This is a genomic window from Massilia sp. YIM B02443 (assembly GCF_030411955.1).
In the GTDB taxonomy this organism is placed as follows: Bacteria; Pseudomonadota; Gammaproteobacteria; order Burkholderiales; family Burkholderiaceae_D; genus Telluria.
This window is the reverse complement of the sequence record NZ_JASNRA010000014.1, coordinates 1-19786: the sequence shown is the minus strand read 5'-3', so window position 1 is coordinate 19786 and position 19786 is coordinate 1. Positions and strand designations below refer to the sequence as shown.

The 19786-nt window shown below is 66.8% G+C and carries 17 protein-coding genes and 1 riboswitch; of the genes, 12 read left to right on the top strand and 5 right to left on the bottom strand.

Translation table 11 applies throughout. The annotated features are described in order from the left end of the window. Positions 1 to 126: 126 nt before the first annotated feature. Positions 127 to 1023 (bottom strand): LysR family transcriptional regulator, encoded by an 897-nt coding sequence (locus tag QPK27_RS15225; protein WP_290419105.1) that lies wholly within the window; start codon positions 1021 to 1023, stop codon positions 127 to 129. A gap of 129 nt (positions 1024 to 1152) precedes the next feature. On the opposite strand from QPK27_RS15225, the gene QPK27_RS15220 reads away from it, so the two are divergent. Further along, on the top strand, positions 1153 to 2355 hold the full coding sequence (locus QPK27_RS15220; protein WP_290419104.1) for an MFS transporter: 1203 nt from the start codon (positions 1153 to 1155) through the stop codon (positions 2353 to 2355). A gap of 29 nt (positions 2356 to 2384) precedes the next feature. Then, complete coding sequence (dkgB, locus tag QPK27_RS15215) at positions 2385 to 3185, top strand: 2,5-didehydrogluconate reductase DkgB (RefSeq protein WP_290419103.1); 801 nt, start codon at positions 2385 to 2387, stop codon at positions 3183 to 3185. Positions 3186 to 3192: 7 nt separating this feature from the next. Here the strand turns inward: dkgB and QPK27_RS15210 are convergent, their stop codons facing one another. Next, positions 3193 to 3906 (bottom strand): glutathione S-transferase, encoded by a 714-nt coding sequence (locus QPK27_RS15210; RefSeq protein WP_290419102.1) that lies wholly within the window; start codon positions 3904 to 3906, stop codon positions 3193 to 3195. Between the two features lie 396 nt (positions 3907 to 4302). Between QPK27_RS15210 and QPK27_RS15205 the strand changes: the two genes are divergently transcribed. The 7 genes from QPK27_RS15205 (at position 4303) to QPK27_RS15175 (ending at position 13725) form a co-directional block, all read left to right on the top strand. Next, positions 4303 to 5235: a DUF535 family protein gene (locus QPK27_RS15205; protein WP_290419101.1), complete on the top strand. Its 933-nt coding sequence runs from the start codon at positions 4303 to 4305 to the stop codon at positions 5233 to 5235. Between the two features lie 94 nt (positions 5236 to 5329). Next, positions 5330 to 5428, top strand: a riboswitch (TPP riboswitch). 80 nt (positions 5429 to 5508) lie between these two features. After that, on the top strand, positions 5509 to 7635 hold the full coding sequence (locus tag QPK27_RS15200) for a TonB-dependent siderophore receptor (RefSeq protein ID WP_290419100.1): 2127 nt from the start codon (positions 5509 to 5511) through the stop codon (positions 7633 to 7635). A 140-nt stretch (positions 7636 to 7775) separates the two neighbouring features. After that, positions 7776 to 8465 (top strand): hypothetical protein, encoded by a 690-nt coding sequence (locus tag QPK27_RS15195; protein ID WP_290419099.1) that lies wholly within the window; start codon positions 7776 to 7778, stop codon positions 8463 to 8465. Positions 8466 to 8592: 127 nt separating this feature from the next. Next, positions 8593 to 8799, top strand: a complete 207-nt coding sequence (locus tag QPK27_RS15190) for a ParD-like family protein (protein ID WP_290419098.1) — start codon at positions 8593 to 8595, stop codon at positions 8797 to 8799. Between the two features lie 2 nt (positions 8800 to 8801). Then, the gene (gene map / locus QPK27_RS15185) at positions 8802 to 9569 is read left to right on the top strand and encodes a type I methionyl aminopeptidase (protein ID WP_290419097.1); all 768 of its coding nucleotides are present in this window, start codon (positions 8802 to 8804) and stop codon (positions 9567 to 9569) included. A gap of 486 nt (positions 9570 to 10055) precedes the next feature. Beyond that, complete coding sequence (locus QPK27_RS15180; RefSeq protein ID WP_290419096.1) at positions 10056 to 13055, top strand: M12 family metallo-peptidase; 3000 nt, start codon at positions 10056 to 10058, stop codon at positions 13053 to 13055. Between the two features lie 88 nt (positions 13056 to 13143). Next, a complete protein-coding gene (locus tag QPK27_RS15175) occupies positions 13144 to 13725 on the top strand; it encodes a cohesin domain-containing protein (protein ID WP_290419095.1) in 582 nt (193 codons plus the stop codon). Between the two features lie 61 nt (positions 13726 to 13786). Here QPK27_RS15175 and QPK27_RS15170 read toward each other — a convergent pair whose 3' ends face one another. Continuing rightward, complete coding sequence (locus QPK27_RS15170; protein ID WP_290419094.1) at positions 13787 to 14758, bottom strand: HDOD domain-containing protein; 972 nt, start codon at positions 14756 to 14758, stop codon at positions 13787 to 13789. Between the two features lie 274 nt (positions 14759 to 15032). On the opposite strand from QPK27_RS15170, the gene QPK27_RS15165 reads away from it, so the two are divergent. The 3 genes from QPK27_RS15165 to QPK27_RS15160 are packed head-to-tail and all read left to right on the top strand — an operon-like array spanning position 15033 to position 18491. Then, positions 15033 to 16844 carry a TonB-dependent receptor domain-containing protein gene (locus QPK27_RS15165; protein ID WP_374047074.1) on the top strand — a complete coding sequence of 604 codons (1812 nt, stop codon included), beginning with the start codon at positions 15033 to 15035 and terminating at the stop codon, positions 16842 to 16844. Continuing rightward, complete coding sequence (locus QPK27_RS25495; protein WP_374047076.1) at positions 16793 to 17329, top strand: TonB-dependent receptor domain-containing protein; 537 nt, start codon at positions 16793 to 16795, stop codon at positions 17327 to 17329. Before QPK27_RS15165 ends, QPK27_RS25495 begins: the two co-directional genes overlap by 52 nt. A 16-nt stretch (positions 17330 to 17345) precedes the next feature. Further along, complete coding sequence (locus tag QPK27_RS15160; RefSeq protein WP_290419093.1) at positions 17346 to 18491, top strand: hemin-degrading factor; 1146 nt, start codon at positions 17346 to 17348, stop codon at positions 18489 to 18491. On the opposite strand, the gene QPK27_RS15155 is transcribed toward QPK27_RS15160, so the two are convergent. Further along, positions 18492 to 19007, bottom strand: coding sequence for an ATP-binding protein (locus QPK27_RS15155; protein WP_290419092.1), 516 nt, complete (start codon positions 19005 to 19007; stop codon positions 18492 to 18494). Then, complete coding sequence (gene pnuC / locus QPK27_RS15150) at positions 19004 to 19603, bottom strand: nicotinamide riboside transporter PnuC (protein WP_290419091.1); 600 nt, start codon at positions 19601 to 19603, stop codon at positions 19004 to 19006. Before pnuC ends, QPK27_RS15155 begins: the two co-directional genes overlap by 4 nt. Positions 19604 to 19786: the final 183 nt, after the last annotated feature.

Sequence of the window (19786 nt, the reverse complement as noted above, 5' to 3'; positions counted from 1 at the left end):
GGGAACGACGGTCTTTAGGTAAGTGGTCCGATTCGGGCAGCCAGTTCTGCCACCCTCTAAAACAACGTCGTCCCCGCGAAGGCGGGGACCCAAGTTCGCACCGCAGCCACCAGCGCATCGCTTCTCCTACGCCTCCAACCCCTCCCCCAACCTCTTCGCCAGAAACTCCACCAGCGCCGCCACCCTCGGCGCCAGCGCGCCCTGCCTGTAAAACACCGCCCACACCGGCTGCGACCATGGCAACGCGAATTCCTCCAGCACCGGCACCAGCGTCCCCGCCGCCACGTCCGCGCGGGTCATGAAATGCGACAGCGACGCGATCCCCGCCCCGGCCAGCGCCAGGTGCCGGATCGTCTCTCCGCTCGACGCATGCAATGCCGGCGCCACGCTCCACCCTTCCACACCGTCGTGCGCCAGCGGCCAGGTATTGAGTGACGCCGGCGCCGTGAAGCCGAGCGTGCGATGCTGCGACAGATCGGCCGGCGTCCGTGGCGTCCCATGTTTGGATATATAAGCCGGCGCCGCCAGCACCCGCAGTCGGCTGCTGCCCAAACGCCGCGCATTGAGCGTCGAATCGGGCAAGGCGCCGATGCGGATCGCCAGGTCGGCCCGCTCCTCGATCAGGTCGACGTAGGTCTCGCCGCTGACCAGTTCCAGCTGCACCAAGGGATACGCTTCCATGAACTCCGGCAGCAAAGGCGCCAGCAGATGGCCGAGTGCCGGCGTGGCGGCATTCACCCGCACCAGGCCCGAAGGCTGCGAACGGCGCGCCGCCGCCTCGGCGTCGAGGTGCGACAGGTCGGCCAGCAATACGCGCGCCCGGCCCAGCAGCCAGGCGCCTTCTTCGGTCAGCTGCAGGCGCCGCGTGGTGCGGTGCATCAGCGTCATCTGCAGGCGCTCCTCGAGCCGCGAAATGGTGCGCGAGACGCCCGACGGCGTCTGTCCCAGGCGCTCGGCCGCCGCCGAAAACGAACCGGCATCCATGACGGCGGAAAATACAATCAAGGCATCGACGTCAATCATTGATGACTCCAGCTCAAAAGTAAATTGTACAGCCGGCTATTTTTCCTTGCCCGCCGCACAGGCACACTGCCTGCCTGACCCAAGCCGCCTGAAGCGGCTTGGCCTCATCCGGCTCAACAAGGAGAACACATGCCACTCGCACTCTGGGCGCTCACACTGAGCGCCTTCGCCATCGGGACCACCGAATTCGTGATCGTCGGCCTGATCCCCACCATCGCCGCCAGCCTGCAGGTGTCGGTGCCTTCGGCCGGCCTGCTGGTCAGCCTGTACGCGCTGGGCGTCGCCATCGGCGCGCCGGTGCTCACCGCGCTCACCGGCCGCGTGCCGCGCAAGCGCCTGCTGCTTGGCCTGATGGCACTGTTCACGCTCGGGAACCTGGTCGCCTGGATCGCGCCCAACTACGCCAGCCTGATGGCCGCGCGCGTGCTCACCGGCCTGGCCCACGGCGTGTTCTTCTCGATCGGCTCCACCATCGCCACCGGCCTGGTGCCGAAAGAGAAAGCCGCCAGCGCCATCGCCCTGATGTTCAGCGGCCTGACCGTGGCCCTGGTCACCGGCGTGCCGCTCGGGACCTTCATCGGCCAGCACTTCGGCTGGCAGGCGACCTTCCTGGCGGTAGCGCTGCTGGGCGTGATCGCCATCGCCGGCAGCGCGCTGCTGGTGCCGAAGGATATCGCGGGCAGCAAGCCGTCAAACCTGACGACGCAACTCGCGGTGCTGAAGAAGCCACGCCTGCTGCTGGTGTACGCCATGACCACGCTCGGCTACGGCGGCTCGTTCATCGCTTTTACTTACCTGGCGCCGATCCTGCAGGAAGTGGCCGGTTTCGCGGCATCGTCGGTAAGCCTGGTGATGCTGGTCTACGGCGTCTCGGTCGCGGCCGGGAACATCTGGGGCGGCAAGCTGGCCGACCGCCATGGTCCGGTGCGCGCGCTGCAGATCGTGTTCGCGCTACTGGCGCTGGTGCTGCTGGTGCTGAGCTTTACCGCGCCGAGCAAACCGCTGGTGCTGCTGACGGTGCTGGCCTGGGGCGCGGTCGCCTTCGGCAACGTGCCGGGCCTGCAGGTGTACGTGGTGCAGCGCGCCGAGCGCGATGCGCCGCAGGCGGTGGACGTGGCATCTAGCCTGAACATCGCCGCCTTCAACGTCGGCATCGCGCTGGGCGCCTGGGGTGGCGGCCTGATCGTCGCCCACCTGGGCCTGATGGCCACGCCCTGGATCGGCGGCTTGATCGTCGGCGGCGCCCTGCTGCTGACCACCCTCGCCGGCTGGCTCGACCGGCGCGACGGCGTGCCGGCCAAGGCCACTGGCGGCGCGCTCGCCGCTCACTGAATCATTCACGTTTCAACAAGGAGAACATCATGCACATGCCCCAACTCGGCCTCGGCACCTTCCGCCTGCAGGGCCAGGCCGCCATCGACTCGGTACGCACCGGCCTCGAACTGGGCTACCGCCACATCGACACCGCCCAGATCTACGGCAACGAAGCCGAGGTCGGACAAGCGCTGCGCGATGCCAGGGTGGCGCGCCGCGAGGTCTTCGTCACCACCAAGATCTGGACCGAACACCTGGCCGCCGAACGCCTGGCGCCGAGCCTGAAGGACAGCCTGCACAAGCTCGGCGTCGAGCAGGTCGACCTGACCCTGATCCACTGGCCCTCGCCTGCCAATGCGGTGCCGGTGGCCGAAGCGATGGCGGCGTTGCTGGCGGCGCGCGACGCCGGCCTGACGGGCGCGATCGGCATCTCGAACTTTCCTCCGGCGCTGATGCGAGAAGCGATCGCCGCGGTCGGCGCGGCCAACATCGCCACCAACCAGGTCGAGCTGCATCCCTATCTGCAGAACCGCGCGCTGGCCGACGCCGCGCGCGCCGCGGGCATCCACGTCACCGCCTACATGCCGCTCGCCTACGGCAAGGTGATCGACGACCAGGCGATCCGCGCCATCGCGCGGCAGCACGACGCCACGCCGGCGCAGGTGACGCTGGCCTGGCTGCTGGCCAAGGGCTACGCCGTGATCCCGTCATCGACCCGGCGCGAGCACCTGGCCGGCAACCTGGCCGCCGCGCGCCTGGCGCTGGACGCGGGCGAGCTGGCCGCGCTCGATGCGCTGGATCGCGGCGAGCGCCTGGTCAACCCGGACTTCGCACCGGCCTGGGATTGAGAACGCCTTACTGGTCGAGCTCCGGATAGTGGCGGAAGATCCCGTTCTGGTTGAACGGGATGCGCCGCTCGGACGCCAGGTAGGCCGCGATGTTGGGCCGCGCCGCCACCCGGTCGCGCAGCTGGCCCAGCACCGGATACTCGGTCTCGATCTGCTTCATGGTGTTCGGGTAGGCGTAGCGCAGGCCCTCGATCACCTGGAACAGCGACAGGTCGGCATAGGTCAGGCGTTCGCCGGTCAGGTAGGGGCGCGGCTCGGGATTGCTCAACAGGCGCGCGAAGTAGCCGAGGAATTTCGGGATGCGCGTCTCGACGAAATCGGCGGCGCGGCGCAGCGCTTCCGGCTTCTGGTCTTCGTAGTACAGCGAACTGGCGATCGGATGGTGGCTGTCGTGCACCTCGGTCACCAGGTCGGCGATCGTCAGCTGCAGCTGATGCACCCACAGCCGGCCCGGATCGGTGCGCGGCGCCAGGCCGTGCTGCTCGCCCAGGTAGAGCAGGATGTTGGCCACCTGGCCGATGGTCAGCTCGCCCGCCTTCAGGAACGGCGGCGCGAACGACGGATACTCCTCGACCTCGAGCGCCGCCATCAAGAGGTCGGTGCCGCCCTCGCGCCGCGCCACGTCCACGTAGTCGGCGCCCGCTTCCTCCAGCGCCAGCCGGACGAATTCGCCGCGGCCCTGGATCTCGGCCCAATAGAATAGTTTGTACGGCTCCGCCATGGCATTTCCCCGTTTGAATGGATGGAAGAGGATAGTAGTCCTTCCTGCTGACGAGGGATGCACGGGAAGATGCGCAGTGACTTCCCAGGTATGGCCCATCAAGCAAAAAGGTCGGAGGACCACGTAAATATGGTAATCTTGTCGTGTCTGTTCAATAACTACCAATAGTAACGACACGCAAAAGCAAGCCCGGCCTTTCCCCGTTGCACAAGTACGTCGCACCCGGCCAATCAGCCGAGCACAGGCTGACGTTTGGGCTCATAATTGCAATGAGGAACTATTTATTGCTTGCAGAGCAGATCGCGCCGCCCTCATGACTGCGCGATTCACGATGAAACCCGGCGCCGGCCCTGATCCGGCCGAGCGCCGCCCACTGTACGCCGAATGGAGCGTTCGATGATTTTCGCTCGACTGACCCAACGCTGGCAGGCGCTGCGCTACTGGCGCGAGCACCAGTCCCTGACGCGCCTCGAACTGGTGCGCCGCCTGGCCGATGCGCCCGGCGGCGTGCTGGCCTCGCCCCTGCACCAGCTGGGCCAGCGCGACTACCTGATGCGCGGCATGGATGCGCGCGACCGCCTGCGTTGCGTGCTGGCGCACTATCGCTTCGAGGACGCCACCTTCAACGCCGCCTACCACGACGCCGTGTACGGCGGCCCCGGCATCGCCTTGTGGCGCCATGAAAGCCAGGACGGCGACTTCGCCCTGACGTTGGGCGCGAACGCGCAGGACGCGAACGATGGCGAAGGCGACCTGTCCATCGCGCTCACCGTCGACGGCGTGCTGCTGCACCGCCTGTCCTGGACCTGGGTCGAAGGCGCGCTGTTCGGGATCGACCTGCCGGCCACGCCGACGCTGCCGCTGGTCACCCGCAACCAGGGCCGCTGGAACGAATCGGGCGCCGCCTTCGAAGCCTTCGAAAACGTATTCCCCAACAATTCGCCGAGCTTCTTCTGCTTTGCCGCGCTGCAGGGCATGGCCCAGCTGCTCGGCATCGACCGCGTGCTGGCCGTGCGCGCCACAGCCCACCTGGCCTACGCGCCGCACCAGGACGAGGCCCAGGCGCGCGCTTTCGAGAATTCCTACGACGGTTTCTGGCGCATCCTGGGCGGCGCCGAACTGGATGCGCGCAGCTACCTGATCCCGCTGCCGTTCTACCTCAAGCCGCTGCAGGACATGCCTTCCAAGCACCGCAAGCGCGCGGCCCAGCGCCGCGAATACTGGCGCGCGATCGGCGAGGCCACCCGCGCCACGCTGCTGCGCATCCATGCGCCGGTCGAGCGGGCCTGGGTGCGGCGCGCCGGCGAGCCGTCGACCGAGCAGGTGTAGCCGGCCTTTGCACACCGGCTGGCGTGGCATGTCGCGCGCCGGCCACCCATCCTTGACAGAATCACCACACGGGCGCGCGCCCGTGCTACACTCGCGCCTTCGCTAGGGGTCCTGGAACAGCCGTTCCGGGTGAGAAATACCCTTCGTACCTGATCTGGATAATGCCAGCGAAGGAAAGCGCAAAGCAGCATCTCATCTCGTTTGCCCTTCCCCCACGTTGGCTCCGGCTTTTAACAAAGCTGCGCGCCACTGGCGCGCGAATACGAGCAAACCATGAAACACACCTTGAAGCCTACCCTCCTCGCCTGCGCGATCCTGCAAGCGTTCTCGATCTCGCCGGCGTTCGGCCAAGATGGCATCCAGTCGGTCGTCGTCAGCGGCAGCAAATGGCTGGCCACCGACCGCGCCAGCATCGGCGGCTTTTCCGACACGCCGCTGCTGGAGACGCCGGCCTCGATCAGCGCCCTGACGCTGAACCAGATGCAGGACCTGTCGATCCGCAGCGCCAGCGAAGCGGCGCGCTTCGACGCCTCGGTCGGCGACGCCTACAACGCGGTCGGCTACGCCGAACAGTTCTCGATCCGCGGCTTCGCGCTGGACAACGCCACCAGCTTTCGCAAGGACATGATTGCGATCTCGGGCGACACCCAGATCCCGCTCGAGAACAAGGAACGCTTCGAGATCCTGCGCGGCCTGGCCGGCCTGCAGGCCGGTGTCGCCGCGCCGGGCGGCATGATCAACTTCGTCACCAAGCGCCCGACCAGCGCGCCACTGCGCTCGGCCACGGTCGAGTTGCGCGAGCGCGGCACCGTCTACGGCGCGGTCGACCTGGGCGGCCGTTTCGACGACCGCCGCTTCGGCTACCGCATCAACGCCGCCGCCGAAGACCTGAAGTCCTACGTGCGCGGCGCCGACGGCGAACGCCAGTTCGTCTCGGCCGCCTTCGACTGGCAGATCACGCCAAGCGCCCTGCTGCAGCTGGACATCGACCACCAGCACAAGTCGCAGATCACCGCGCCGGGCTACCAGCTGATCCGCAACGAAGCGCTGCCGACGGGCGTCTCGCCCAAGACCCTGCTCAACGAGCAGCCGTGGACCAAACCGGTGGACACCGACAGCAGCAACCTCGGTTTGCGCTTCGAGTACCGCCTCAACGCCGACTGGACCGCGACCGTCAACGCCAACAAGCACTGGTTCAAGCGCGACGACTACACCGCCTTCCCTTACGGCTGCAGCAACGAGGGCGACGGCTTCTATCCGGGCTACTGCTCGAACGGCGACTACGACGTGTACGACTACCAGAGCGTCGGCGAGCGCAAGACCCCGTGGGGCGCGCAGGCGTTGCTGCAGGGCCGCTTCGCCACGGGCAGCGTGCGTCATGCGCTGAGCGCCGGCCTGGCTTACGCCGAACGGCACGACGCCTACGGCGAGGACGTGTACGAATACGTCGGCTCCAGCAACATCTACCAGAATGCGATCGTGCCGCCGATCGGCGCCGAATCCAGCACCGGCCCAGTGATGGAACGGCGCAGCATCGAAGAGCGCTCGGCTTTCGTGCAGGACGTGCTGACGCTGAACGAGCAGTTCACGGTTCATGCGGGCGTGCGCTACGTAAAGATCAAGCGCAACGAACTCGAAGAGATCGACCAGCCATGGGTGCGCGAGCGCGATTCGTATGCGCTGCCTAACGTGGCGCTGGTGTACGCGCCGGCGCGCGACTGGCGCGTGTACGGCTCGATCAGCCACGGCCTGCAATACGGCGGCATCGCGCCGATGGAAACCACCAACGAAAACCAGGCCTTGTCACCGGGCCGCTCGAAGCAGGCCGAGATCGGCTTCAAGCGCAACGTGAACGAACGTCTGGCATTGGCCGGTTCGCTGTTCGAGATCCGCCAGGGACTCGAATACACGAACGCCGCCAACACCTTCGTGCGCGCGGGCGAGCAGAAGCACCGCGGCCTGGAACTGTCGGCCCAGGGCCAGGCGCTGCGCAACCTGGACTACAGCGTGTCGCTGATGGCGCTCGACACCGACCAGCGCGACACCGGCGATGCGACCACCGAAGGCAAGCGCGTGACCAATGTGCCGAAGTACCGCTCGGCGGTGTGGCTGGGTTATGCGGTGCCGCAGGTCGAGGGCTTGAAGCTCGACGCGGTGTGGCAGTATTCGAGCGACAAGGCTTTCGATCCGGCCAACCGGGTCAAGGTGCCGGGCTATCACGTGGCCGGCTTCGGGGCGTCGTATGCGCTGCGCGTCGGCGGCGTGAACACGGTGCTGCGCGCGCGGGTGGACAATGCGTTCGACAAGTTCTACTGGCGCGACGTGACGCAGTCGCTGGGTGGCTATCTGCTGCCGGGCGCGCCGCGTACGTTCAGGCTGTCGGCGCAGGTCGATTTCTGACCTGAACCCGGCGCCACATTCCTGCTTGCCTCCGGGAGCAAGCAGGAATGCCCCATGTAACTGATAGGTCAAATCCTGCGGTGACTCTGCTAAGCTGTTTGGGCGCTGTCCATCCAGCGCCCGTCACTTCTGGAGAAGCCATGTTCAAGAAGCTGCTTGCTGCCCTTGGTGCGACACCGCCGTCCGAACCCCAGGCCGAATCGACAGGACTGCATCACCCGTATCCAGAAGCGCATGTGAATTTTTTCTATAACCTGCTTTTCTGCGATCAGCCCGAGCTGTTCAGGAAGCCCGGCGCGGAAAACAATGCCTATCCATGGACCGCGCTGCTGGCAGACGCGCCCGACGAATTGGAACTCCTGGCGTTGGCAAAAGACGAGGCCATCGAAGGAAGGATTCGGGCGCTAGCTTACAACCGCCTGCGCGCAATGGGCGCCGAGGTGCCGCCAAAAGTGCTGCTTGGCGTGATCGTCGAAGTACCGCTGGACAACGGCCTGGACGTGCTGGCGGCATTCAGCGATGGCGGTGTGCGCTACCTGAATCAATCCGGAAAGATCGCCGTCGTCGAAGCCGACGACACGCCGCTGCCAGGCCTCGCAAAAGAACTGGTCGCCGCCTCGCGGCCGATCGTCGAAAAGATCGGACCGTGGGAAGAGCAAAGGCTGCCGCCACCCAAAGCAGGCAACGTTCGCATCACCTTCCTCGTATCGGATGGCCTGTATTTCGGCGAAGGACCGTACGCCGTGCTGCAGGCGGATGACATGGCTGGTCCGGTCCTGGCGAAAGCGGCGCAGCTGCTGCAGGAAGTCGTAGATACCCTGGTCGATTAAGGTACCGCTGCCGGTGTCGATCGAGGCCGGCGCTATCCATCACGCATGACAGCCGGTCTCCGGCTTGCATCACCACATCCTTTCAATATATGATCCATATACGATTCATATATCCAGGAGTATCCCCATGGGCATCGTCAACATCGACGACGAACTGCACGACCAGATGCGCAAGGCCAGCGTGGTCTCGTGCCGCTCGATCAACGCGCAAGCCGCGTTCTGGATCAGGATCGGCATGCTGTGCGAAATGAACCCGACCGTCAGCTTCAACGAGATCGTCGCGCGCGAGATGCGCGCGGCCGGGGTGACGCCGCAAAAGATCAAGGCGGCCTAGACATGGTCAAACGACCCGAAGAAATCACATTGATGGCGCAGGCGGGCAAGCTGCTCGCCGACGTCTTCGCCTTTCTCGACCGGCTGGAGCTGGCCGGCATGTCGACCATGCAGGTCAACGACCTGGCCGACGGCTTCATCGTCGACACGCTCAAGGCGCGCCCGGCCAGCAAGGGCCAGTACGGCTACGCCTACGCGTTGAATTCGTCGCGCAACCACGTGGTCTGCCACGGCGTGCCGTCCGAGGCCGAAATCCTGAAGAACGGCGACATCGTCAACTTCGACATCACGCTCGAGAAGCACGGCTACATCGCCGACTCCAGCAAGACCTATCTGGTGGGCCAGGTCGCGCCGCCGGCCAAACGCCTGGTGCAGGCGACCTACGAGGCGATGTGGCAAGGGATCAAGGCGGTGCGGCCCGGCGCCCGGCTGGGCGACATCGGCCACGCGATCGAGCGCCACGCGCGCAAGCATGGCTATTCGGTGGTGCGCGAATACTGCGGCCACGGCATCGGCCGCGAAATGCACGAAGAGCCGCAGGTGCTGCACTGGGGCCAGCCGCACACCGGCATGCTGCTGCGCGAAGGCATGGTGTTCACCATCGAGCCGATGCTCAACCAGGGCCGGCGCGCAGTGCACACCGAAGACGATGGCTGGACCGTCGTCACGCGCGACGGCCAGCTGTCGGCGCAGTTCGAGCACACGGTCGCCGTGACCCGCCACGGCGTGCGCGTGCTGACCCTGCGGCCGGACGAGAAGATCCCGCATTAACCAGCCGGCTTTCGCCGCGTGCTGTCACGCGGCGCGGCGTTCTCCCTCCTGACACCGTCATTTCCGCTCATGCGGAAACGGCGATCCCATCCCGCCACACCGTCGATCGGCGCGCGAAACCGCATCCGCCGAGGCCATCGATCAAGCATCGAGAATGAGGCTCGTCTCATGCGTTGCGCATGCCGACGCCAACTCTATTCCTTGCCTATTCAACATAATTGCAACAAGCAAATATTAACTTGCCTTCAATATAAATAAAGCAATACTATTGATGCGCATCTGTTGCACTGTTTACATCGTCGGGCTCCGCACTTGCACCCGATGCTCCTCCCGCCATACGCACCACCTGCACCACCTGCACCACCTGCACCACCCGCACCACGTACCACCGCAGTACGTCGTACCGCACCACAAAAAGAAACTGAACCACGGAAAGCACCACCCCACCACTTCGACCGCAAGTCATCAGTCGCGAAAGGTCTACGCATGAGAACGAAGCCTTCGAGCTCGCCGCACCACGGCGGGCTGCACCAGTTGCATCACGCCCTCCGCAACACCCGCACCATCGCCCTGTGCATCGCACTGGCCCTGGCCGGCGCCGCGCCCGTCGCGCACGCCTACCAGGCCGGCGCCGATGTCCCCACCACGCAGCGCGCCGCGCCCTTCTGGCAGGACGTCACGGTCGCGCCGTCGGCCACCGCACGCGGCAAGACGCCGGCATTGAAACTGCGCCGCCTGCGCACCGCCACGCTCGACCTGGCCGGCATCATGTCGGCCGCCGCCAACGCGCCGCTGGCGCGCGGCGAGCGCACGCTCTCCGGCGGCCAGGTGATCTCGCTGCCGCACCCGAGCGGCGGCTACCAGCGCTTCGCGCTGCACGAGGCGCCGATCATGGAACCGGGGCTGGCGGCCAAGCATCCGGGCATCAAGACCTACAAGGGCGTCGGCATCGACGATCCGAAGGCGACCCTGCGCATGGACATCACCCCGCTCGGCTTGCACGCTTCGGTGCGTTCGGCCAACGGCGGCTGGTACGTCGACCCTTATTACGAACGCGACACCAGCGTCTACGCCGCCTATGAACGGGCCGATCTCGAGAACCGGCACGGGCCGCTGATCGAAGGACCGATCGACGAAGCCAGCCTGAGCCCGTCGCGCTCGTTCTACAAGGAAGGCGAGCCGGTCGAAGTGCGCGGCGCCGGCTTCACCCCGGGCGCCGCGGTCGAACTCACCGTGCGCGCCGACGGCGACCAGTCCGTCCTGCACAGCGTGAATGCCACCGCCGACAAGAACGGCGTGGTCAACATCACGCTGCCGGCCGGCCTGGTGCGCAGCGGCGCCTTCGACGTCAGCGCCAGTGACGGCCGCCGCACCGGCAGCGCGCCGATCACGGTGCTCGACGCCGAGTCCTCGGTCAACGCCGCGGTCGGCACCACGCTGCGCACCTACCGCCTGGCGCTGGTCACCGACCCGTCCTACGCCAACTACTTCGGCGCCGCCAACGTCACCGCGGCCAAGGTCACCCTGATCAACCGCGTGACCCAGATCTACGAAGACGAGACCTCGATCAGCCTGGTGCTGATCGACGCCACCGATGCGCTCAACCTGAACACGCAGGCCGAGATGACCGGCGCCGACGGTCCGTGCGGCGGCGCGGCTTGCTACACCACCGCGCAGGCATCGACCTGCAGCAGCAGCCTGCTGCAGCGCAACCGAATCGTCACCGGCCTGCTGGCCGGCGCCGGCAACTTCGACGTCGGCCACATTGCCCTCGGCCTGGACGGCGGCGGCATCGCCAGCCTGGGCGTGGTTGGCGGCAACGCCAAGGCGCAGGGTTGCACCGGCCTGCCGACACCGGTGGGCGACTTCTTCGCGGTCGACTACGTGGCGCACGAGCTGGGCCACCAGTTCGCGGGCAACCACACCTTCAACGGCACGGTCGGCAGCTGCAGCGGCGGCAACCGCAGCCCGGCCAATTCGGTCGAACCGGGCAGCGGCTCGTCGATCATGGCCTATGCCGGCATTTGCGGCAGCGACAACCTGCAGTCGCACAGCGATCCGTATTGGTCGCAGCGCAGCTTCGACGAGATCGTCGCCTATACCTCGGGCGCCGAGACCCTGATCAACGAAGTGCAGGTGGCGGCCCTGAGCGGCTTCGCCACCAACGGCCAGGGGTTCCGCCTGCGTTACAACGGCGCGCTGTCGGCGCCGATCGTGCGCGGCGAGAACTACAGCACCGCCGGCGTGCGCAGCGCGATCGAAAGCATCGCCGGCTGGCCGGCCGGCGCGATCGCCTCGGTCACGGCGCTGACCGACACCGGCTTCACCGTCACCTTCGGCGGCACGCTCGGCTTCACCAACGTCGCCAACCTGGAGCTGGTCGAGTGCAGCGGCGGCTGCAACGGCTACGTCGGCGAGATCGCGGTCGGCGGCGCCACCAACCGTCGCGGCAGCGTCTCGAGCACCGGCAATGCGGCGCCGGTGGTGAGCGCGCCGACGAGCTACACCATCCCGGTGCGCACCCCGTTCGCCCTCACCGGCAGCGCCAGCGACGCCGACGACGAAGCCCTCACCTACATGTGGGAGCAGAACGACCGTGGCGCGGCCAGCGGCACCTCGTTGATCAGCAACGTGAAAACCAACGGGCCGCTGTTCCGCCAGTTCAGCACCCGCGCCATCGTCAGCAACAGCGACACGCTGCAGTACGATTCGCCGGGCCAGAACCACGTGACCGGCAACCCGACCCGCGTGTTCCCGGACATGGCGCAGATCCTGGCCAACAACACCAACGCGGCCACCGGCGCCTGCCCGACCGTCAGCGGCACGCCGACGGCGGCCCAGGTCGAGTGCTTCTCGGAGTTCCTGCCGACCGCCGCCTACGTCGGTTTCACGGGCGTGAACGCATCACCTGCCTCGCTCAACTTCAAGCTGACCGCGCGTGACGGCCGGGGCGGCGTCAACAGCGCCAGCACCACCCTGGTGCTGGCGCCTGGCGCCGGTCCGTTCCTGGTCACCGCGCCGAACACCGCGGTGACGCTGTCCAGCGGCGTGGCGCAGACCGTGACCTGGAGCGTGGCCAACACCAACGCGGCCCCGGTCTCGACCGCCAACGTGAAGATCACGCTGTCGGCCGACGGCGGCGCCACCTGGCCATACGTGCTGGCCGAGAGCGTGCCGAACAACGGCAGCGCGAGCGTCACCCTGCCAGCCATCGCCACCACCCAGGCGCGCATCAAGATCGAAGCGGTCGGCAACGTGTTCTTCGACGTGTCGGATACCGACTTCACCCTGCGCCTGGCCGGTGACGTCAACGCCGATGGCGCCGTGAACTGCGCCGACATCGCCCTGGTGCGCGCGGCGTTCGGCAAGCGCACCGGCCAGGCCGGGTTCGACCCACGCGCCGACGTCACCGGCGACGGCGTGGTCGATATCCGCGACCTGAACTACGTATCGCAGCGCGCCACCCCGGGTGTCTCGTGCTCGTAACCGCGAGCATGCAATAGCGGCATGCCGCCGGGTGCGCGACACCCGGCGGCTTTTGAGAAAACATTCGCCTTCGGGCAAAGGACCACACATGAAACTCTGGAAAAACCTCGTCGCCGCAGTCTTGCTTGGCGCCTGCGCGCAAGCCTGGGCCGATCCGATCCTGTCGTTCGACACCGGCAGCAGCCCGGTCGTACTGGGCAGCACCCAGGACTACGCCGTCAATATCGCCGACGTCAGCGACCTGTATTCGTACCAGTTCTCGATCAACTACGATGCGCGCTACCTGCGCGCCGTCGGCGTCACCGAAGGCGGCTTCCTGGCCACCGGCGGCGACACGCTCGGCGGCACCGGCTTCATCGACAACGGCGCCGGCACCATCTCGTTCATCTACAACACGCTGTACGGCGGCGGGCCGGGTGTGTCGGGCAGCGGCCTGCTGGCCAGCATCCGCTTCGAAGCGATCGGCGTCGGCAATGCCGTGCTGTCGTTCACCGACGTGGCGCTGCTGGGCAGCAGCGGCGACGAATTCGCGTTCGATGCCGCGTCGGCCCAGGTTGCCGTTATAAGCGGGGTGGCGGAAGTGCCGGAACCGGCGAGCATGCTCCTGATCGGCGCCGGGCTGGCCGGCGTGGCGGCGCTGCGCCGCCGTGGCGTGGCTGCGCGCGTGTAAGCCAACGATCGGAAACAAGAAGAAGTGAGGCCGCCCGCTGCGCCGGCAGCGCGGCGGCCCTTTATTTGGCCAGGTCGGCCAGCTTGCCCAGGCAGCGGCGCTGGAAGCCGTTCAGCCCATCGACCACCAGCGAGTCGTCCTCGTCGATGATCTCGGCGTCGAGCAGCAGGCGCAGCTTGGCGATGCGGTCGCCCTGGGCCAGCGCCTGCGCCAGGTGCGACGCCTGCGGCTCGCCCACGTGCGCGATGGCGTCGGCCACCTCGATCGGGAAGTCCCAGTGGCGCGCGATCACCGCCGAGATCTGGCGGCTGGCCGCGAACAACTCGACCCCGAAGGCGCCCGAACCCGGCACCTTGCCGCCGTCGCCGTGGCGCTCGGCGACGCGCAGCGCCACCTGCAGGCCCAGGTTCTGCATCAGGCCCGCCAGGAACGATTCGAACACGCCGGCCGACAGGCCCGGCGCCATCACGCTGGCGGCAAACGCGCAGCGCTCGGAATGCCCCCAGATCACCGGCGCCAGCTGGCGCGCCACGCCTTGCCCCTGGGTGCGCACCAGCGGCCGGAACGCGATGCGCGCCAGCAGCATGCGCAGGCCGTTCAGCCCCAGCATCGTGACCGCGCCTTCGAGCGTTTCGATCGGCGTCACCGGGCGGTAATAGGCGCTGTTGGCTTCGCGGATCACTTCGGCCACCAGCACCAGGTCCTGCCCCACCTGGCGCGAGAGCGCGCCGGTCGAGATGTTTTCATCGGACAGCGCGGTGAGCAGCTGCGACACCAGCTCGGGAATGCGCGGCACCAGTTCCGATGCGCTCCCCGGGTCGAGGGCCAGCGCATGCACCTCCGCGATGATCTGCTCTTCGGTCTCGCGCCGTGCGTTGTAGCCGGCGGACGCGGTCAGCCAGCGGTAGAAGGCGCCATCGAGATCTGCGGCCAGCTCTTCCTGATCGTGCTTCGAGAGCGCTGCGCCAACCACGGCGGCACTCCCGGTCTCCTTCTCGGTGCCGCCCAACAAGCGGCCAATCCAATTTTTCATAGCGCCCCGCCGTGCTTCAGCAAATTTTTCAATTGTAATGCCATACAGAAACAAAAAGTCGGTGCAGAAAAAGATTTATTGTCCTTTGCCAAGTTCTTGCCGATTTAAAGCGTCCTAATGATCTGCCTCAAAATCTTCATCAACCCATTGCGAACGAGAATCATTATCATTTAGTATACTTCGCAAATGAGAATCATTCTCATTGATATGCGGGCCGTGAGCGGGCGAACAATGGCGCCCAACGGCGTATGACAACCTCTTTCGACTGGACACCATGGCAGCCTCCCCTCCCGGCCTGCGCCTTTTACCCAAGCTCATCGCTTGCGCTTTCGTCTCCACCTTCGCGTTCAACGTCACCGCACATGCCGCGCCGGCCGCCAGCCCGGCCGTCGGCGCCGACGTCGAACCGTCGGCCGACGCCTCCGGCACCATCGTCATCACCGGCCAACGCCTCGACAAGAGCGGCAGCGTGACCGTGCTCGACGAAGCGGCGCTGGCGCGCCAGGGCGTAACCGACATGCAGAACATGGCGCGCTACGCGCCGCTGGTCAGCGTGCCGGGCGCCGCCAGCGGCAGCGGCAACGTGTGGGACGGCGCCGGCAACACCGGCTTCAATATCCGCGGCGTCGAAGGCAACCGGGTCGGCCTGGAACTGGACGGCATCGAGCTGCCCGAGGCCGCGCCCAAACCCGACGCCTCGACCCTGAACAGCTTCGGCGTCGGGCGCGACTACTTCGATCCCGAAACCTTCCGCTCGGTGACCATCGTCTCGGGCACCGCCCCGGCCGGCGCCGGCGCCCAGGGCCTGGGCGGCAACGTCTCGTTCGTGACCAAGGCGCCGGAAGACTATGTCAGCGCCGAGAAGCCGCTGTACGCCGACTACAAGTTCGGCTACGACGGTTCCAAGGAGATGCGCATGCACGCGCTCACCGGCGCCGCGCAATCGGGCATGCTGCAGGCGCTGGCCGTGCTGGTGCACCGCGACGGACGCCAGATGGAGTCCAAAGGCAGCGCCCCGCTCAACCCTGACGACTGGGATTCGGACGCGCTGCTGGCCAAGCTGGCCTGGGCGCCGTGGGCCGGGCACCGCTTCACGGCGACGATCGACGCCTTCCGCAGCCGTCATGATCGCGAATACCGCAACAAGCAAGGCAGCTCCTATCCGGACGGCTCGACCATGGAATCGCGCATCCGGCGCGACCGCGCCAGCATCGACCACCACTACACGGGCGGCGCAACGTGGTTCGACAGCCTGGAAAGCCGTCTCTACGTGCAGGACAGCGCTACCGAAGACAGTACCCTGGCGCGCTACATCACCGGCAACCAGCCGACGCTGCGCGACATCTACACCGCCTTCGACAACCGCAGCGTGGGCTTCGCCAGCAATGCCACCAGGCGCCTCGGCGCCCACGCGCTGGCCTATGGCGTCAGCGTCGAGCAGGTCTACACCAGCCGCCCCTGGCGTGAAGACCGCCTGATCGTCGCCACCGGCGCACACCAGGTCACCAGCAAGAACCGCATGGCCGACATGGAGTCGCTGAAGTTCGCCGCCTTCATGCGCGCCGAACTGGCGCTGGCCGACTGGTTCAGCGCCACGCCCGGAGTGCGCTACAACTGGCGCCGGCTGGAGCCGAACAGCCTGGAAAACTATGCGATCGGCATCCCCAACGCCAGCCGCGAACTGCGCAAGGAAATCGACAGCTACGCCACGCCCAGCCTGACCCTGAGCGCGCGCGTGGCGCCCCAGCTGGAAACCTACCTGCAGTACAGCCGCGGCGCGCGCCTGCCCACGGCGGCCGAGCGCACCGGCACCTACGATTCGCTCAGCTACACGGCGGTCGGCAATGCCTACGCCGTGATCGGCAACCCGAACCTCGACAGGGAAACCAGCAACGCCTATGAACTCGGCCTGAAAGGCGAGCTGGCGCGCGGCCTGCGCCTGCACGCGGCCGTATTCGAGACGCGCTACAAGAACCTGATCGACTACGCGATGCAGCCGAACGACCCGGTCAACTACCCGACCACACCTTCGGCCTGTACCGCCCCGAGAACATCGGCAATGCGCGCAGCTGGGGCGGCGAACTGACACTGGACGCCGACCTGGGCCAGTGGTCCGATTCCCTCAGCGGCGCCAGACTCACACTGGCCAGCGGCGTCCAGCGCAGCAAGGCGCGCAACGACAAGACCGGCATGGAGAGTGCGCTGGCATCAACCCTGCCCAGGAAATCGAGCCTGATCGCGGCCTGGGACGACCCGGCGCAGCGCGGCGGCGCGGCCTTCGCCGTGGTCTACGTCGGCGCCAAGGGGGCCGCGCCCGACCCGATCCAGGGCGTCGCGACGCCGCGCTTCGCGGTGCCGTCCAGCACCGTGATGGACCTGACCGGCTACTGGAACATCGGCCGCCACGCCGCCCTCACCGCCGGCATCTACAACCTGGCCAACCGCAAATACTGGGACTACGCCTCGGTGCGCGGCCTGCCGGCAGCCACCAATGCCGTCGCCATCAACGACATCGAGCGCCTGGCGCGCCCAGGGCGCTACGCCGCCGTCACCTTCAAACTGATGTACTGAACGAGGAGAGAGACTCATGAACACCACCCGCCACCTGCTGGCCGCAGCACTCGTCCTGGCATTGGGCCAGGCCCACGCCGCCCAGCCGCTGCTGGACCAATGGAACGCCCTGCGCGCCCAGCAGCCCAAGCTGCAGACGCGCGACGCCGCGCGCCAACTCAACGTGTCCGAGGCCGAGCTGCTCGCCACCGGCATCGGAACCACCGTGGTGCGCCTGCGCGACAGCGAGCATGCGCCGCGCGAGATCATGCGCCGCGCGCTCTACCTGGGCAAGGTGATGGCATTGAGCCGCAACGAGAACGGCGTGATCGAGACCACCGGCGTGGCAAGCAGGATCAAGCGCGAGGATGAGACGGCGCTCGACAGCGCGGATGACGCGGAACGCCAGGCGCGCATGCTGAACATCGCCGGCGGCTACCTGGGCGGCCCGATCGACCTGCGCTTCCAGTTCGTGCAATGGAAGTACGCCTTCGCCGTGACCCAGCCGGGCCGCGACGGGCTTGTGAACCGCAGCCTGCAGTTCTTCGACGCCAGCGGCAACGCGGTGCACAAGCTGTACGTGAGGAGCGAGGCCGGCGTGCCGGTGTTCGACAAGATCGTGGCCGACTTCAGGCATGCGCGCCAGGACGCCAGGCTGGGCGTGACGGCCGCGGTGCCGAAGACAGCGGAGAAGCCCGACAGCGAGATCGACGTCGCCGAGTTCCGCAATGCCTGGACCGACATGACCGACGTCCACCAGTTCAACCGCATCGTCTCGGAGTTCAAGCTCACGCGCGAACAGGCGATGCGCCTGGCGCCGAGCGGCATGGCGACGCGCGTGACGCCGCTGGCGGTGCGCAACCTGCTGGAAGGCGCGGCAAAACAGGGCGTGGCGATCATGGCCTTCGTCGGCAACGGCGCCGTGACCCAGATCTACAGCGGCAAGATCGACAAGGTGATGGCGCTTGATGGCTGGTTCAACGTGCTCGATCCGAACTTCAATCTGCACCTGCGCGACAGCGCCTTCAAGAGCGGCTACGTGGTGCGCCGCGCCGGCATCACCTCGGTCGAATTCTACGACGACCGCGGCGACCTGGTGGTGACGTTCTTCGGCGTACGCACGCCAGGCAAGCCACAACCGCAGGCGTGGATCGACCTGGCGAACGGCTTGCCCAAGGCTTGACTACGCCGGTCCGAGCAGCGCTTCGACCTGCCGCATGCGATGCGGCAGGCCGCCTTCCAGCAGCACATAGGCGATGCCGCGCGCGGCCAGGGTGTCGAGCAGCATCTGGTGCACGCGCTGGCGCACTTCTTCCGATTCGCGCTGCAGGCCGTCCGGCTCCCACGGCGTGTCGGGCGCGGTGACCAGGGTCAGCGCGTAGTCGTGGCGCGCGTCGAGCGCGGCCAGCTGGGCATCCACCCTGCCCCAGTACACGCGGCTGTACAGCGCCGTCATCAGGGGCGTGGTGTCGCAGAACAAAAAGCGGTTGGCTTGCAGGGCCGCCGCGTCCTCGCGCGCGCGCTGGGTGCGGGCGATGCCGAACTGGTCTTCCTCGTACGGCACGCGGGCGTGCGTATCGACGAATTCGCGCAGGTATTCCGGCACCCAGATCGTGCCGTAATGGCGCGCCAGCGCTTCCGACAAGGTCGACTTGCCCGACGATTCGGCGCCCAGGATCGCGATGCGTTGCACGGTCATGCGTGCTCCGTTTTACGCGCGACGGCCGACCAGGTGCGCAGGCCGGCGATCGCCAGCAGCACAAAGACGCCGTACAACACCGCGGTCAGCGTCAGGCCCTTGTACACGTACAGGCCCACGTACAGGATATCGACCGCGATCCACACGTGCCAGTTCTCGACTTTCTTCTTCGCCAGCAGCAGCTGGCCGACCAGGCTGCCGGCGGTCAGGAAACCGTCCGCGTGCGGGACGTCGGTGTCGGTGAAGTTGTCGAGGAAGGTGGACAGGATCACGAAGCCGACCAGCCAGGCGGCCAGCGACCATCCCCGACCAGAAGGCTTCAGCCACGTCGCCACCAATGGACCGTTATCGGTGCCGTGCAGCCACTGGTACCAGCCCCAGACCGAGGCCGCGATGAACACGAACTGCAGGCCCATGTCGCCGTACAGGCGCGCGTCGAAGAACACCGCCGCGTAGGTTGCCGACGAGACGATCGAGAACAGCCAGGCCCAGTGTTTCTGGCGGATGTTCAGGACGACGGTGATGGCGGCCAGGATGAAGGAGATCAGTTCGAGCGGGGTCGTCGTGAGGCCGGCGATGGTGAGCGTGTCGTTCATGCGGTCGATTCGGTAGGTTCGGTCGGGTATAAATGGCGGCGGCGCGTGCAAATCCCACTGCCCCAAAAACCGTCATCCCCGCGAAGGCGGGGATCCAAGTCCGTTCCGCAGCCACTACGTTCGGCGCTTGTGGGAGTGCGTGCAACTTGGATCCCCGCCTGCGCGGGGATGACGGTTTTTAGG